General features: G+C 47.6%; 15 protein-coding genes. 7 read left to right on the top strand and 8 right to left on the bottom strand.

Translation table 11 applies throughout. The features are described 5' to 3' along the window. Positions 1 to 29: 29 nt before the first annotated feature. The 3 genes from ACJJIM_RS10485 to ACJJIM_RS10475 all read left to right on the top strand — a co-directional run bounded on the left by ACJJIM_RS10485 (position 30) and on the right by ACJJIM_RS10475 (position 3,879). The gene (locus ACJJIM_RS10485; RefSeq protein ID WP_444913235.1) at positions 30 to 1,229 is read left to right on the top strand and encodes an acyl-CoA dehydrogenase family protein; all 1,200 of its coding nucleotides are present in this window, start codon (positions 30 to 32) and stop codon (positions 1,227 to 1,229) included. A gap of 27 nt (positions 1,230 to 1,256) precedes the next feature. Further along, positions 1,257 to 2,384, top strand: coding sequence for an acyl-CoA dehydrogenase family protein (locus ACJJIM_RS10480; RefSeq protein ID WP_444913234.1), 1,128 nt, complete (start codon positions 1,257 to 1,259; stop codon positions 2,382 to 2,384). Between the two features lie 64 nt (positions 2,385 to 2,448). Then, the gene (locus tag ACJJIM_RS10475; RefSeq protein WP_444913233.1) at positions 2,449 to 3,879 is read left to right on the top strand and encodes a coniferyl aldehyde dehydrogenase; all 1,431 of its coding nucleotides are present in this window, start codon (positions 2,449 to 2,451) and stop codon (positions 3,877 to 3,879) included. Between the two features lie 35 nt (positions 3,880 to 3,914). Here the strand turns inward: ACJJIM_RS10475 and ACJJIM_RS10470 are convergent, their stop codons facing one another. Beyond that, entirely contained in the window at positions 3,915 to 4,715 is an 801-nt protein-coding gene (locus tag ACJJIM_RS10470) for an IclR family transcriptional regulator (protein WP_444913232.1), read from the bottom strand. Positions 4,716 to 5,081: 366 nt separating this feature from the next. Here ACJJIM_RS10470 and ACJJIM_RS10465 point away from each other — a divergent pair, with 366 nt between their 5' ends. Next, positions 5,082 to 5,795 carry a hypothetical protein gene (locus ACJJIM_RS10465; protein WP_444913231.1) on the top strand — a complete coding sequence of 238 codons (714 nt, stop codon included), beginning with the start codon at positions 5,082 to 5,084 and terminating at the stop codon, positions 5,793 to 5,795. Positions 5,796 to 5,961: 166 nt separating this feature from the next. Here the strand turns inward: ACJJIM_RS10465 and ACJJIM_RS10460 are convergent, their stop codons facing one another. Continuing rightward, a complete protein-coding gene (locus ACJJIM_RS10460) occupies positions 5,962 to 6,918 on the bottom strand; it encodes a ribonuclease Z (protein ID WP_444913230.1) in 957 nt (318 codons plus the stop codon). Between the two features lie 192 nt (positions 6,919 to 7,110). On the opposite strand from ACJJIM_RS10460, the gene ACJJIM_RS10455 reads away from it, so the two are divergent. Then, positions 7,111 to 7,956 (top strand): arylamine N-acetyltransferase family protein, encoded by an 846-nt coding sequence (locus ACJJIM_RS10455; protein WP_444913229.1) that lies wholly within the window; start codon positions 7,111 to 7,113, stop codon positions 7,954 to 7,956. Then, positions 7,953 to 8,540, top strand: a complete 588-nt coding sequence (locus ACJJIM_RS10450; RefSeq protein ID WP_444913228.1) for a flavodoxin family protein — start codon at positions 7,953 to 7,955, stop codon at positions 8,538 to 8,540. Before ACJJIM_RS10455 ends, ACJJIM_RS10450 begins: the two co-directional genes overlap by 4 nt. On the opposite strand, the gene ACJJIM_RS10445 is transcribed toward ACJJIM_RS10450, so the two are convergent. Continuing rightward, positions 8,502 to 9,830 carry an MFS transporter gene (locus tag ACJJIM_RS10445; protein WP_444913227.1) on the bottom strand — a complete coding sequence of 443 codons (1,329 nt, stop codon included), beginning with the start codon at positions 9,828 to 9,830 and terminating at the stop codon, positions 8,502 to 8,504. The genes ACJJIM_RS10450 and ACJJIM_RS10445 overlap by 39 nt on opposite strands. A gap of 463 nt (positions 9,831 to 10,293) precedes the next feature. Here ACJJIM_RS10445 and ACJJIM_RS10440 point away from each other — a divergent pair, with 463 nt between their 5' ends. Next, complete coding sequence (locus ACJJIM_RS10440) at positions 10,294 to 10,899, top strand: TMEM175 family protein (protein ID WP_444897520.1); 606 nt, start codon at positions 10,294 to 10,296, stop codon at positions 10,897 to 10,899. 49 nt (positions 10,900 to 10,948) lie between these two features. Here the strand turns inward: ACJJIM_RS10440 and ACJJIM_RS10435 are convergent, their stop codons facing one another. From ACJJIM_RS10435 to mnmA, 5 genes are all read right to left on the bottom strand, one after another. Beyond that, positions 10,949 to 11,371 (bottom strand): GNAT family N-acetyltransferase, encoded by a 423-nt coding sequence (locus ACJJIM_RS10435; protein ID WP_444913226.1) that lies wholly within the window; start codon positions 11,369 to 11,371, stop codon positions 10,949 to 10,951. Between the two features lies 1 nt (position 11,372). Continuing rightward, a complete protein-coding gene (locus tag ACJJIM_RS10430; protein WP_444913225.1) occupies positions 11,373 to 12,527 on the bottom strand; it encodes a JmjC domain-containing protein in 1,155 nt (384 codons plus the stop codon). A 129-nt stretch (positions 12,528 to 12,656) separates the two neighbouring features. Continuing rightward, entirely contained in the window at positions 12,657 to 14,030 is a 1,374-nt protein-coding gene (gene purB, locus ACJJIM_RS10425) for an adenylosuccinate lyase (protein WP_444913224.1), read from the bottom strand. A 15-nt stretch (positions 14,031 to 14,045) separates the two neighbouring features. After that, positions 14,046 to 14,684, bottom strand: a complete 639-nt coding sequence (hflD, locus tag ACJJIM_RS10420; protein ID WP_413665869.1) for a high frequency lysogenization protein HflD — start codon at positions 14,682 to 14,684, stop codon at positions 14,046 to 14,048. A 6-nt stretch (positions 14,685 to 14,690) separates the two neighbouring features. Beyond that, entirely contained in the window at positions 14,691 to 15,836 is a 1,146-nt protein-coding gene (gene mnmA, locus ACJJIM_RS10415; RefSeq protein ID WP_444913223.1) for a tRNA 2-thiouridine(34) synthase MnmA, read from the bottom strand. Positions 15,837 to 15,898 lie beyond the last annotated feature (62 nt).

The raw sequence follows: 15,898 nt of genomic DNA, 5'->3' as shown, positions 1-15,898 counted from the left end.
AATGCGCCGACTAATAAAGGAGCAGGCGAATGAATATAGATTTTTCTCCCGAAGAGTTAGCTTTTCAGCAGGAGGTCCAGCAGTTTCTCCAAGAGAAACTTCCTGAAGATATTAGAGAGAAAACCCTGAAGGAAATCCCCTTGGAGAAAGAGGATTTTGTTCGCTGGCAAAAAATACTCTATGAGCAAGGGTGGGCAGCTACGAATTGGCCGGTTGAATATGGAGGTACCGGTTGGACACCTACTCAGAAACACATTTGGGCAGACGAATGTGCTAACTATGGTGTACCAGAGTTGATTCCTTTCGGCTTAAAAATGGTTGCTCCAGTGATCTTTACCTACGGTAGTGAAGAACAAAAGCAACGATTTCTGCCTGACATCCTGGCAAGTAATGTCTGGTGGTGTCAGGGGTATTCGGAACCAAATGCTGGCTCAGATTTAGCTTCCTTAAAAACAACAGCTGTCCGTGATGGCGGTGAGTATATTGTCAACGGCACCAAGACCTGGAATACCTTGGGTCACTTTGCAGACTGGATATTTTGTTTGGTTCGTACTGGTGGGCCTCAAGTAAAGAACCAGGCTGCTATCAGCTTCTTGCTAATTGATATGAAACACCCCGGTATTACGGTTTCGCCAATTATGACCTTGGGTGGTCACCATGAAGTAAATGAAGTCCATTTCAATAATGTGAGGGTACCGGTAGAAAACCGTATTGGCGAGGAGGGGCAAGGGTGGACTTACGCCAAGGTTTTGCTAACCCACGAACGCACCGGTATTGCGCGGGTGGCAAAATCCAAGAAACGCTTACAAACGCTAAAGGATTTAGCCAAAGAGACCTGCGATGGAGAAAGTAGTCTGCTTGAGAACCCGGCTTTTGCCCAAAAACTGGCCGAAGTTGAAATTGAGCTCTTGGCTCTGGAGTTTACTGAACTACGTACGCTTGCGGCGGTAAGTACAGGTGGTGCCCCAGGAGCGGAATCTTCCATCCTTAAAATCAAAGGAACCGAAGTCGCTCAACTTATCGATGAACTGTATATGGAGACTGCGGGTTACTACGGAATGCCGTTTGTGAGAGAGCAGTTTAGGAGCGGGTTTGACGGAGAATGGGTGGGCCCCGGTGTTATTGCCAGCAGTGTGCCTCGTTACTTAAATAACCGTAAATCCTCAATTTATGGCGGAAGTAATGAGATTCAGAAAAATATTATCAGTAAATGGGTACTTGGCCTGTAAGTGCAGCATCTAAAGAGGACTTGAGCGATGGATTTTTCCTACAGCGAAGAGCAGCAGATGCTGCAAAGCAGTGTGAGCAAGTTTATCCAGCAGGATTATGACTTTGACCGTCGTTGTAAAATAGTGAGTAACGATATTGGCTTCAGTAAGGAAAATTGGAAGCTATTTGCGGAACTCGGCTGGTTAATGGTGCCGTTTGGAAAGGATGATGGAGGCCTAGGAGGCTCCGCCGTAGACTTTATAGTGGTTATGGAGGAGTTCGGTCGAGGTTTAGTGGTTGAGCCTTTCCTAGCCAGTGTTGTTCTCAGTGGTGGTCTTATCGCTGACTGCGCTAGTGAGGTGCAAAAGCGAGAACTCCTGGGAATGTTAATGGAAGGCCAATTGCAATTGGCATTTGCTTTTACTGAGTCACAGAGTCGCTATAACCTTACTGATATAGCCATGACTGCGGTAAAGGATGGAGACAATTACCTCCTGAATGGACATAAAGCTGTCGTTCTAAATGGTGACGTAGCAGATAAATTCTTAGTTGCTGTGCGGACGAGCGGAGCACAGCGAGATCGTGAGGGGATCACCTTACTACTTGTCGATCCTAATACAGAAGGGCTTCAGCGGCATGGATATGCCACTGTGGATGCACACCGTGCCGCCGAAATTAAATTCAATAACGTGAAAGTACCCATAGCTAATCTGATAGGGGAAGAGGGGGCGGCTTTAGGAGCTATAGAAAAGGCTGTTGATAGAGCGACGTTGGCATTGTGTGCAGAAGCTGTTGGAGCTATGGAAAGGATCTATAAGAAGACAGTTGAGTACACTAAGACGCGGGAGCAGTTTGGTGTTCCTATTGGCAAGTTCCAGGCACTACAGCACCGCATGGTGGATATGTTTACTGAGTATGAGCAAGCGCGCTCAATATTGTTGATGGCTGCGCTACAGCTTGATAGCAATAACGGAGTTGCGCCTAAGGCGATATCCGCTGCAAAAAGCCGTATTGGTAAAGCTGCGCGGTTTATCGGTCAAGAGGCGATACAGTTACATGGCGGTATAGGGGTTACTGAGGAGTTGGATGTAAGTCACTACTTTAAGCGTCTAACAACAACTCAGTACCTATTTGGCAGTACTGATTACCACACTTTACGATTTGCCAAGCTGTAAATCATAAAGTACTGACTATACGGCCAAATTCACTCTCTACTTGCCACTTTGCGAGGGCACACACATGGAAAAAGTTGTCGAGCACACCAGATCTGTGAGCATAGGTAAAGTAGAGAGTGTTTTTAAACTTCAAAAGGATGCATTTAATAGGAGCCCCTACCCGAGTCTTCAGGAGCGTCTGGAAAGTTTAAAAAAATTAGAGCAATTGATCCTGGAAAACCAGAAATCCATAGCAAAGGCAATAAGCGAGGATTTTGGTAATCGTGCCATCCAGGAAACTAAAATTGCAGAGATCTATGGGTGTATCGAGGAGATTCGTTACACTCGTAAGCGCTTAAAAAAGTGGATGAAAATTCAGAAACGTCATGTGCCTTTGCTACTTCGAGGAGTAAAAAATCGCGTATTACCTCAACCAAAAGGGGTGGTTGCTATTGTTACCCCCTGGAATTACCCACTACTTCTATCTGTTGGGCCCTTGGTGAGTGCGATATCCGCAGGGAATCGCTGTATGATCAAGATGGCTGCTAACTCGCGTGCCCTTTCTGCATTATTACATCAGTTATTTAATAGATTCTTTTCAGAGGATCTGGTAGCTATTCTTCCTGGAGTGAGCGCTACGGAGTTTACAGCCCAGGCATATGATCACATGATCTTTACTGGATCTGGCAAAGTAGGAAAAGTGGTAATGCGGAGAGCTGCGGATCACCTAACTCCTGTGACACTAGAACTGGGAGGTAAGTCTCCAGCCATAATATGTGGCGACTTTGATGAAAATATTGCTGCGGAACGTATTTTGAGCTCAAAATTCTTCAATGCGGGCCAAACTTGTGTAGCTCCAGATTATTTATTGATTCCTGAAGAAAAACTTTCAGGATTCTTGGAATCGGCTAAGAGACTTGTACCCAAATGGTATCCATCTTTAAATTCAGAAGATTATACTTCGATTGTTGATGAAAAGGCGTTTAATAGGCTGAATACTTGTCTAACGGATGCTCTGGAGAAAGGGGCTACAGTTCTGCCGTTATTAGATGTTGAAAACAATAAAGGTTTGCAAAAAATTGCTCCCACCTTAGTGTTAAACCCGACAGAAGACATGAGTCTGCTACGCGAGGAGATATTTGGCCCTATTTTACCTATTCTTACGTATAGGAATCTGTCTGATACGATAGATTACATAAATAGTAAAGATAGGCCTTTAGCATTATATATTTTCAGTTCTAGCGGAGATGTTCAGGAAAAGATTATCAAAAGCACAATGTCTGGAGGTGTTTGTATCAATGACTGCGCGATGCATGTCTCCCAGGCAGACTTGCCCTTTGGTGGTATTGGGGCGAGTGGCATGGGGCAATATCACGCTTATGAGGGTTTTTTGGAATTCTCAAAATTACGACCGATCTTTACACAAGCCAAAAAGTCAGCGGCGGTGCCTTTACGACCACCTTATGGCCAAAGATTTGATAAAATTTTCAACTTTCTACTGCGTTTCAAACTGTAGCTGTACTGATTGAGAAGATCTGGAGTTTGAGTCGACTAATATCGGATTAACATAGCTTCGATATTGCCTACCAGGTTTTTCAACAGAGGAGCTACTTCATTTTCTAAGTATTCCGGGTTAAGTCTAAAAGCAGGTCCGCCAGCATTAAAAGTGTAAATATGACCTTGGCTTAAAGAGAGAGGTACCGCGATACCGTTGACATCGCGATTCCACTCGCCAAAAGAGCAGCAGAAGCCGCGCTGCTGGTAGCTGGTGACCGCTTCTTCAATACCGGCTTTGATCGTTGGCCATTGATCACCAGCTTTTTTCTCCAGGTAGCCATAAAAATATTCCCGTTCTTCTTGAGGGAGTGCTGCCAAAAAAGCTCGCCCGGAGCCGCTGGAAGCTATGGGTACGCGATTACCGATTTCATGGCGAAAAGTTGTGACATTTGCAGGAGCACAGAACTCGACAAAAATCATATCCAGCCGGTCCCGATCAGAGAGACCAACAGCGGTACCGGTAGAATTAGCTAGATCCTGCATTAAAGGCTTGGCTACCTGCCTGACTGTGAGATTTGAGACAAAAGCATAACCAAGAGCCAGGACGCCACTACCCAGCTGATATTTTTCCATTCGATCAGAGTAGGTCAGATAACCTAATTTCGTCAGGGTATAAGTCAGTCTGGAAACACTGGAGCGGGGCAGGCCAGTGCGCTGGGCGATCTCCAAATTACCCAGGAAGCCATCACCAGGTTGAAAAGCTCGGAGCACATCCAGACCACGAGCTAGAGCCTCAATAAATTTTCGATCTGGTTCAGTATCTTTCTGTCTGGGAAGGTCACTTAAGGAAACCATTGGCTTAGTCCTACTTATTAATTAATAAGTATACAGATGTTCCCTCTCAAGCTGAAGGGAGATATATGAATCCTGTATGAGAAATCTATTTTACTGGAATATGTTGGGGAGGGTGATAGTAAAAGTGGATGAGTAAATATCGCCTGGTTAAACAGTTTGTGGGGTATAGTCTTATATTTAATATATGCCAAGCTGTATGGTGAAGGGTATATATAATTATAATTGGTGGGCAGTTTCTCAATCAAATAGTGCCTAGTGTATTATTAGTCACTATATTGATTTTCTGAATTTTGGAGGAGCTATAATTTCAAGCTAGTTTCAGTGGAGTAGGGTAGCTCCCCTTCTAATAAACCCCAGGAAATTACTATGAAAACGCATTATTCTATAGGGAATGATAAGCTAGCGAAAGGTTTCCTGCGTACGGTTAAAAGCGGCAGTTCAAAAATCAAACAGTATTTACTCAATCGTGTAGGGTTGGCATCTCATGAAATAAGAGTAGGTATTAACTCTGATTCTCCTTTCGCATTTGGAAAATTAGTTTGGAATAAAGATCATAGAGATTATCAGTATTACGATAGGTCCTTTGGATCTTCGTTTATATATATGTTAAATACATCGAAGACGGTTCCGGCAATCACTTCGTTTGGTATTATTGTTGTTCTTCCTAAGGATTCTCCTCTCAGGTTTCGAGATCCCCGCATTGCGGATGATAGTGATGACCTTTCAATGTTTTGGCAGCATGACTTCATTGATACTGAAGATGAAAAGGAAATTGCTTTACGTGAAATACCAACTTTGCCTCAGGGGCGTTACCTCAATTTTCCAGAGCATAAATTTCTCACTAATGTCTGGTGGCCCGACATTATCGAAACTTATGGCTACCATGAGTGGATAGATAAGCAAGATATACCTAAAAGTCTTGGCGAGGAGATGGAGGCAAATATTAAACGTACTATTAAAAATATGGAAGTGTGGCTTTATGTTATTTTAGATAGTGATGAGCTTCTGCCTTTTAAATGGAGTTATCAAGATAAGACCTTTATGCCAGGATTTTGGACCGATGGCACTGTGGTAAAATAATTGTTCTGGCGATATGGTTAAAGGTGTTAATCAAGTGAACCCTGTTATCTCCTCTAGTGTTTAATAGTCTATTCGGCTGATCTGAGTACATATACTATGTAAAAAAATGAAATATGCTCTCAAAGGATCCGTTTATGAATGCTATCTGTTCTTTGGGTATAGTTGCCTACTGTTTTTGGACGAGTTGCCCAGATTTTTCTAGAAAAAGATGCATAAAATCCTCAGCTAAATATAGTTGTCCCTTATAAATCAACTGCGCTTCCTTTCTGATAGTATCAATTGAGCAGCTCGCCTTGCTATCTTTTTGGTAGCGTGTACTGAAATGTGTGAGAACCAGGTTGGGAATTGAAAGGCCTTCGGCAAAAGAGGCTATTTGGGTGGAATAGCTGTGCCCTACATGCCCCGCTTTCTGAGCCAAATCTTTTGCATAAGTCGATTCATGCACTAAGACATTGCAGTTGGCACAGGTATCTTTTAAAAGCTCAGGGTTATCATTGTCTCCGCAAATTATAATATTACGTGGAGGCCTCGGCTTTAGAATAAAGTCCGTTGCAGTGTATATTTTACCGTGATGAACGACATCGATACCGTTCTTTATTTTCCCCCATTGCGGTCCTTTAGGGATACTGGTGGCAAGTAAACTTTGTATATCTAATGTAACCTCAACATATCTTTCCGTAAAACTGTACGCATAAGAGGGGACCCTGTGGGAAAGTTGTATAGTGGTTGTGGTGAACTGTCCCATTTCTATTTGGGGAAAATTTTCAACAGGAATGAAGTTGAGTTCAAATGGGAGATAGAGTTCTGTGATTGTTTGAGTTGATAGAAGCCAATCATAGACGGCCCCAGGAGCAACAAGTGTCAGTGGTCTTGTTCTTCGTTGCATTCCTGAGCTACCAAGTAGACCAGGGAGTCCGTAGCAGTGATCGCCATGCTTATGGGTGATAAAGATTGCACTTAGCCTATTTAGTGATAAGTTTGTATGTAGAATCTGCTGCTGGGTACCTTCCCCACAGTCGATCAAATACCAGTTCTTTCCCAGGCTTTCTATTAGCCCAATACCAGAAACATTCCTCTGCTTGGTCGGAGTGCCTGATGATGTCCCCAAAAACAGTATTTCCACTTAGTCGCTACCTGATTGTTTAGCAATATTGAAGATTACGCTGGCTAGGGGTCTTCCTGAGCTTTGGCTTTGATTAACTTCTGATTGATAAGCAGTGTAGAAGATGAAAAAAAGCTATTGACCTCAAGTTAGGTTTAGGTATTAAGCTCCCGTCTATTGTTTATGAGCCCGGATTTTGAGGAGACAATCGAGATGGGTACCCCTGGTATTAACTTGCAGCAATATTTAGACCGTATTAATTTTGATGGAGCCCCGGGTGCTAACTTGCAGTGTCTACAGCAGTTGTTGACCCAGCACGTCCGTACGATTCCATTCGAGAACGTCACTTCATTTTTGGGAAGCCCCGTGGATATTGAGTTGGAATCTATTGAGGCCAAGTTGGTACAACAAAAACGTGGAGGTTATTGTTACGAGCAAAATGCCTTATTAGGGGCAGTGTTAGGGCAAATCGGTTTTAAAGTTACGAACCTCGCCGCACGGATACTGTGGCAAATTCCGATAGGGCATCAACCCGCTCAGTCGCATATGATTCTGATGGTGGAGCTTGAGGGTACACGCTTCCTGATAGATGCGGGATTTGGAAGTAACACTTTGACTGCACCACTCAATTTAGACTCCAGTGATCGTCAGAGCACACCGCACGGTGTTTACCGCTTTACTTTAATAGATGATGAGTACCTGTTAGAGGTTACAACCGATAGTGGTTGGCAACCTATGTACAGCTTTGACTTGAAACCTAAAACTCATGGCGATTATAAAATTGGTAGTTGGTATTGTTCAACGCACCCTAAATCCAGGTTTGTAGAGCACTTGATTGTTGCTCGGTCTTTCCCAGAGGGGCGGCATACACTTTTCAATAGACAGTTAAGCTATCAACCACTTTTAGGCTCCAAGAGTGTTGTCATGTTAGCGGATGTTGATGAGCTTCGGGCTACTTTACTGGATATCTTTGGGATAGAAGTGCGGTCTGGCAGAGAAATTGATCAAAAGTTAGGCCGGATATTTGAGTCAGACGGCATAGCGGAGCGAGTCATATGAAAAGGGTAGGTGTTGTTTACCATTCTGTATCTGGTTGCAGTAAAGTTCTTGCGGAGTCCGTGGTGGAGGGGGTTAACACGCTAGAGAAGTGTATTGGTGTTGCCCTTGAGATTCAGGGAGAGAGCATTCGTCACGGACGTTATGAAGATCAGTCATTATTAGCTCAGTTGGATCAATGTGAAGCCATAGTAATGGGTTCGCCGACCTTTATGGGTACTGTCTCCGCTCAATTCAAAGCATTTATGGATGCAGCAAGTGAGCGCTATGGAGATCGGTGCTGGCTGGATAAGTTAGCTGCAGGATTTACTGTTGGTAGTAATTTTAGTGGTGATCAGCTAGGTACCATCAGGACTCTACAGGTCTTTGCTGCACAAATGGGCATGTTGTGGGTTCCCCTGGATATTCTACCGAGCCAAGATTCCCTGGGTAGAAACCGGGGTGGTTGTCAGTCGGGCTTGGTAGCTGTCGCTGAGGGAGCTGGTGAAATTCATGAGTTGGACCGACTTACAGCCGTACATTTAGGCCGTCGAATCGCAGGCTTAGCACTACGAACTTCCGATTTTAGGACCTCGTTTCTTGACTAGCTTTTTGCTATTCAAAAGTAGGCTGCTGATGCAGCCTACGATGGCGACAATCCCGATTAGCTGAAATCCCGCTTGGTAATTGTAGAATTTCTGTGTTGGTTGTGGAGCAAAGTCAAAAAGTCTGGCTAATAAATCGCTGAGGGAGCGGATATAAGCGAACTCTATATCTTGATCAAGTGAGAGCCCTATGAGGGTTTGAATTACCCCTCCTAAGACAAAGCCCCCAGTTACAATAAGGGCAGAGGCAATGGCGTGCGCCTTTTCAGGAAGTTCAGATTGCACTATCGAGAGAGATAGAATTGAGCTGCTGAGGCCAAACCCTAAGAGAAAATTTGCCGCCAAAGTCCAGGAGTCCGACAAGTGAATACTCAGTAAAGCTGTGACAGCAATAATTGAGAGGAAACTAAAAGTTCTCGCTGGAATTACATAATCTCCCCGGTAATGAGACCAAGCACCGACAATAAAGCTGCCGATAATGATGCCCGTTGAAATCATCGCATTGAGTAGGGCACTTTCCCTGGATGTTTCACGAAAAAAATCAACTTGGAACTGTATATTCCATAAATCAGAATAGGCGATAACTACGCCAAAAAGGCAGGAGTAGAAGGTGAGAGCTAGCCAAAAAGCTCTTGATTTGAAGCATGAATTTAGCTTGTCAAATTGAGTAGCTTTTTTTACGGAGAGTTCATGGGAAGAGTTTTGATTGCTGCCAATAAAAATAAATAGCAGCACAGCAAGGCAAATAAAAAATAGCGCTGCGATGAAGTAGGGCCCCCGGAATGAGACTTCGGTATCGAACAAACCGATAAGTAACGAGAGTGAGGCTGCTGCGAAATTAGCTAGTCCTTGGCTAACAGCGGCCATCAGTGAAAACTTTTTAGGTAAATCCCGGCCGATAATATGGATAACTCCCAAGAAGCTACTGGATAATCCAAGTGCGACTAAGAGCTGTCCTGTAAGGGCTGTTCCGAAAGAATGACTGCTGGCAAAAATTACACAGCCGCTAGCGGCGAGGGCGGCTGAGATACTCAGTAAATACCGTGGACTTATAGGGCCCAATAGTGAGCCAAGTGTCAGTTGACCAATAGAATAGGCGACAAAGTAATATCCTCCCAGCATCCCTAAGCTTTGATGGTTGAGATTGAGTTCTTGAGTGAGGCTAGGTGATAGTAGGGCAAATAGGATTGAGTTGGTTACGCTGGCGCTGAAAAATATGACTGCAACTGTCCAAGACGCGTAGCGGAAGTGTTTCTGCCCCATAGGCTTTTCTTTATCGGTGTCTATTGCCACGTCTCGGCCTTGGGCTTGACTCCTCAGCTCCTGCTTATGATTGCAGCGACCAATAGGGATAAAGCGCTAGGGTTTTAAATGGATATGAAACAAGTCGCATTAGATAGATCTTAGAGCAATTAGGAGCCGTAGCCCGAACACAAGTAGTTGATAGTAAGCAGGATGGAAATCGATCGGGCAGCTAGGTTTGATCAAAGTATCGCCAACGGCTGTTGAAGTTGAATGCTATTTGCTAGGCGGTGCCGTATTGAGGAGCTTCAATAGACCCTTTATTTAAAAGAATACACTTACAAAGTCGTTATCATATGATTTCATCTCCCCAATAGAAACATTCCGTGGCTCGTTATCAGGTGGAAGGGATATGAGCAGTGTGAACGCTGTTGGCATCTTGATACTGGAGGTGAGATCGTGCTTCGGGACTGGGCTTTAATGAGTATGCAACCCTGGCAATCGATGGTGGCCCATGCGTCGAAAGTCTTTCTTGGCTAGCCGTATTAATGCCGTGAGTGATGGCGTTTTTGCCATTGCTATGACGCTGTTGGTTTTTAATATCCAGATTCCCGATCTGGAGGATATAAAGCCGGGCGAGGATTTCCACAGCAATATTCTTCAGCAGTTGCCCCACTTTTTTTCCTGGATACTGAGCTTTGCGATTCTCTGTCGGCTATGGCTTACCCACAATCATCTGATGTCGGACCACCAATTTAAATCGGTTGCCTTTACCAGTTTTAACTTTTTGCTATTGGGGGCGGTGGCGTTTATTCCTTTTCCAGCAAGTTTGATGGGGGAGTATCCAGACCAGGTTTGGTCAGTGATCTTATTGTCAGCCAGCTACGCGGTGGCCGCTATCGCAATTGCGGGTATGTGGTGTGTCGCTGCGAACCGAACGAACGTATCCGCGCACCGTGTACTAGTGGTCAGCATGGTGATGTTGTGTACCAGTATCCTGGCGTGCTTGTTGACCCTTTTCAATCCCTATTGGGGGCTTGGGCTCTGGATAGTATATGTGTTGGGGATAGCGCCTTTGGCTCACTTTGTCGAGAAGCGCTATGCCCCAGTAGAGAGTTGAGATGGGGCTGGGCCTGCCATATGGGTGCTGGTGGCAGGCCTCAAAATGGTCAAATCAGGCCGCGCACCATTTTGATGTGGGGAATTCCCGCTTCGTAAAACACGTCGCCTTCCACCTCAAACCCAGCCTGCAAGTAAAACCCCTCGGCATGTTGCTGTGCATGTAAATAGACTTGCTGAAAGTTTTGTTCCTTCGCCCGCTCACAGATGGCCTGCAATAGCTGGGCCCCGATGCCGCATCCGCGTGAAGATTTCTGTACAGCCATACGACCAATTTTTCCGCCTTGGGTGAGGCGCCCGGTGGCAACTGGGATTGTTTCGCGGAAGACGAGGAAGTGCTGGGATGTCTCCTCTTGATCATCCCATTCCAGGTCCGCAGGTACCTGTTGTTCCTGTACAAAAACTGCTTCGCGAATTGAACGAATTGCGTCCCGGTCAGTGTTCCAATCCGCTAGGCGTATAGCTACTGGCATCTCAGAAATCCTCAGGAGGGTAGATCAAGGTGCCCTGTGCAACCAGCTGATCGAGAAGGGCGCTGTCTTCGGCTATTTCCGGGAAGGCTTCGATATCATCCCAGGAAATTTCATGGGATTCAGCAAACTGCTCGGCAAACGCCAGGGGGCAGGGGAAGGCTTCACCATCAACAAACAAAGTGGCTGGCTCGCGGCAAAAGGCGGTGCGGGAAGCGGGATTTAAAACCAGTTGTGCTCCCCGGGGCATTTGTTCGCGCCAGTCTGCAGCATCGTCAGCATCCAGGGCGACAGTATCCGGGTATTTTGCTTCGGTCATAACCGCACCAAACCACTGGGCGATTTTCTCCGGCTGCTGCAGCCATTCGCCGAGTTGTTGTTGCAGGCGGGCAACAGAGGCGGGGTCAATTTCCGCTGGGTTTTTCGCCACTTCAGCACCGGCATCGGTGTAACGCTGGCTGTCCGGCAAATCCATAGCGATTTCAGCGGCGAGATCTTCGAGGATCGCCGCGGCGGAAGGCGCGCGGAAACCAATAGAGATCGTGGTGCACCCACCTTCGGCTATTCCCCAATGGCTGTATTGGGGCGGCAAGTAAAGCATATCGCCGGGCTCTAGTACCCAGCTGTTTTCTGCTTCGAATTCTTTCAGGATATTGAGGCGCGTTCCTTCCAGGCGGGGATTGCTTTCATCCACCTTGGGGCCTTGTTGCCACAAACGCTTGCCTTCGGCCTGGAGAAGAAACACATCGTAGTGATCGTAGTGGGGGCCAACGCTGCCCTTATCGGCGGCGTAACTGATCATCACATCATCCAGCCGCCAGTCGGGGATAAAGCGGAAGAAATCTTTTAGTTCAGCAATTTCTGACATCCACTGATCGACAGCTTGTACCAGCAGGGTCCAGTGGGTTTTAGGGAGGGAGAGAAAATCCTCTTCAGTGAATGGACCGGTGCGCAGCTCCCAGGGGCCGCTTTCACCATTTTCCAATACCAAGCGAGACTCGACCGCTTCCTCCAGGGCCATACCAGCGAGCTCTTCACCCGAGATGGGTGATTCAAAGTTGGCGAAAGCATTGCGTATCAGCAGGGGTTTCTGTTGCCAGTAGTCACGCATAAAAACTTCGATGGGCATGTCGCCAAGATGGGTAAGGGGGCTGGCCACGGTAACTCTCACTGTCAGAAGGCTGGGGTTTGTATCTGGATATTCTGAGGTTCGGAAACTATCCAGCGTACTTTAGTATTTTTTAAAAGATGACCAGCCGCACTGGGTGCGGCTGGTAGCTGGGCTCGGTTAAATTTTGCGAGCCTGTTCCACGGCATTACCGATATAGGATGCCGGAGTCATTTCCAGCAGATCGCTCTTGGCTTCTGCGGGAATCTCCAGGTTTTCGATAAATACTTTCAGGGTTTCACGGGTGATGCCCTGGCCACGGGTAAGGGCCTTCAGTTTTTCGTAAGGCTCTTCAATGTTGTAGCGACGCATAACCGTTTGGATCGGCTCTGCCAATACTTCCCATGAATTATCCAGGTCTTCCGCCAGGCGCTCGCGGTTGATTTCCAGTTTGCCCAGGCCTTTCATGGTGGCGGCATAGGCAATGGCGGAGTAGCCCGCACCCACCCCCATATTGCGCAGCACGGTGGAGTCTGTCAGGTCGCGCTGCCAGCGGGATACTGGAAGTTTGGCGGCCAGGTGCTGGAATACGGCGTTGGCGATACCCAGGTTGCCTTCGGAGTTTTCGAAGTCAATGGGGTTAACTTTGTGCGGCATGGTGGAGGAGCCAACTTCACCGGCTACGACTTTTTGCTTGAAGTAACCCAGGGAGATGTAGCCCCATACATCGCGGTCAAAATCGATCAGGATGGTGTTAAAGCGGGCAACAGCGTCGAACAGCTCAGCAATGTAGTCGTGGGGCTCGATCTGGGTGGTGTAGGGGTTCCAGCTAAGGCCCAGAGAAGAAATGAATTCTTCAGCATTTTGCTCCCAATCAATATTGGGATAGGCAGACAGGTGAGCGTTGTAATTACCTACCGCACCGTTAATTTTACCCAGCAACGGTACCGCTTTAATCAGGGCTACCTGGCGGCGCAGGCGCGCGGCCACGTTGGCAAGTTCTTTACCAACAGTAGACGGGCTGGCAGTCTGGCCGTGAGTACGGGACAGCATGGGGACGTCGGCAAACTCCTGGGCCAGGCCTGCGATAGCGTCAATCAGGGCTTCCATCGCAGGCAACATGACGTTGTCGCGGCCGGCGCGAAGCATCAGGGCGTGGGACAGGTTATTGATGTCCTCAGAGGTGCAGGCAAAGTGTACGAATTCACTCACTTTCGCCAGCTGGGCATTGCTGCTGATTTTATCCTTGAGGAAGTATTCAACCGCTTTTACATCGTGGTTGGTGGTGCGCTCGATTTCCTTGATGCGCTCCGCATCTTCCAGGGAGAAGCCGGCCACAATGCTGTCGAGCAGCTTGTTGGCAGCTTCGTCGAACTGCTCAACTTCGGCGATCTCTTTATGTGCGGAAAGTTTTTGCAGCCAGCGTACTTCCACTTCAACGCGGGCGCGGATCAGGCCGTATTCACTGAAAATTTCACGCAGGGGGGCAGTCTTGCTCTCGTAGCGACCATCAATAGGGGATACCGCTGTGAGGGCGGAAAGCTCAACTGTCATAGTAAATCTCCGGGATTAGTGTTCTATAGATTCGATATGTGCGATCAATTCGTTGGTCGCATTCAAAAGCTTTTTGCGCTGGAACAGAAGGTGCAGGCGACGCCCACCCAGCTGTCGCCATAGAGTTGCCGAGCGGATGCCGGCAAATAGCATGGAGCGAATTTGATTGGCGATACGCTGCTGTTGCAGGTAATTGAAGTCACCCAGTACTTGAATCCGGAAGCGGAAGGTACCTAGCGTATCGCTGTAGATGCTGGCGAGGTTGGAAAATACATTCTCGTGAGTCAGCTCGAAGTGCTCTGCTTGAGTCTTGGCCTTATCCAATCGGCTGCCAATGATTGATAGCAGGTCATTATTCTTACTGAGTTGTCGCTGCAGGTAGATCACCGAGAGGGCGTAGCGCAGACCGTCGGTATATTCCGGGTGTTGCCGGGTCTTTAGTATTTGCTGCGATACTTTTAAGCCGGGCAGCAGCTTGTCTGCACCGGCGAATATATCTTCAGTGCGATCAGGGTTTAGTTGGAAGAGGCTATATACCCCGGTTTCCAGCTGTTCCTGCGGTGCAGAGCCTGTTTTGGCCAGGCGCTCCACCAGTGTTGCGGATTGGAATATTCCTGCCAGTGCCAGTGCCTGATCCCGCCAGTTATTCAAAATTACTCCTTAATCTTTCTTGTATTTTTCCGGTACTGCGGCGCCAACTCCCGTGGCTTTCTCGATCACCGCACCACCTAGACAGGTTTCTCCATCGTACAGTACCAGAGATTGTCCCGGTGTGATTGCGCGTTGTGGCTCGTCGAACTCTACAACCAAATCGCCATTGTCCTGCAGGTGCACGGTGCAATCCTGATCTGGTTGGCGATAGCGGGTCTTGGCCTGGCAGCGGAAAGTTTTGTCCGGTGCTGCGCCATTAATCCAGTGGGTTTGTGTTGCTTCCAGCCCCGTTGCATAAAGCAGGGGGTGGTGTGCACCCTGGGCCACAATCAATACATTGCGCTCCAGGTTTTTTCCGACAACATACCAGGGCTGTTCGCCTGCACCTTTGACGCCACCAATACCGAGCCCCTGGCGCTGGCCAATGGTGTGGTACATCAGGCCCGCGTGGCGCCCCATGACTTCACCCTCTGGGGTTTCCATATCGCCGGGCTGGGCGGGCAGGTACTGCTCGAGGAAATCCTTGAAGCGGCGCTCGCCGATAAAGCAGATGCCGGTGCTGTCTTTCTTGTTGTGGGTGATAAAGCCGTTTTCTTCAGCTATACGGCGAACCTCGGGCTTCTCCAACTCTCCTAAAGGAAAGAGCGAGCGGGCAAATTCGGCTTCCCCCACCGCGTGCAGGAAGTAGCTCTGGTCTTTGTTGCCGTCGAGGCCCTTCAATAAATAGGTGCGGCCATCGATATCGCGGCGACGGGTATAGTGCCCGGTGGCTATTGCATCGGCACCCAGCACTTCGGCGTACTCAAGAAAGACCTTAAATTTGATTTCCCGGTTACACAGGATGTCCGGGTTGGGAGTGCGCCCGGCTTTATACTCTGCCAGGAAGTACTCGAATACGTGATCCCAGTACTCCGCAGCAAAATTGGCGGTGTGCAACTTGATGCCCAGCTTCTTACAAACTGCCTGGGCATCCGCCAGGTCCGCCTTGGCAGTACAGTATTCTGTGCCGTCGTCTTCATCCCAGTTTTTCATAAACAGGCCTTCCACTTGATAGCCCTGCTGGATCAGCAGGTGTGCGGCTACAGAGGAATCCACACCGCCGGACATACCGACGATGACGCGCTTTGGCTGTTTGTTGTGGGTGGAATCAGGCATAAGAAGGACAGTCACTACTTCACTGGTATGAAAGGGGGGCGAATTTTACCTGCGAACGCCCC

It is taken from the genome of Microbulbifer maximicatervae (SeqCode) (assembly GCF_052467615.1).
This window is presented reverse-complemented; position numbering and strand designations above follow the sequence as displayed.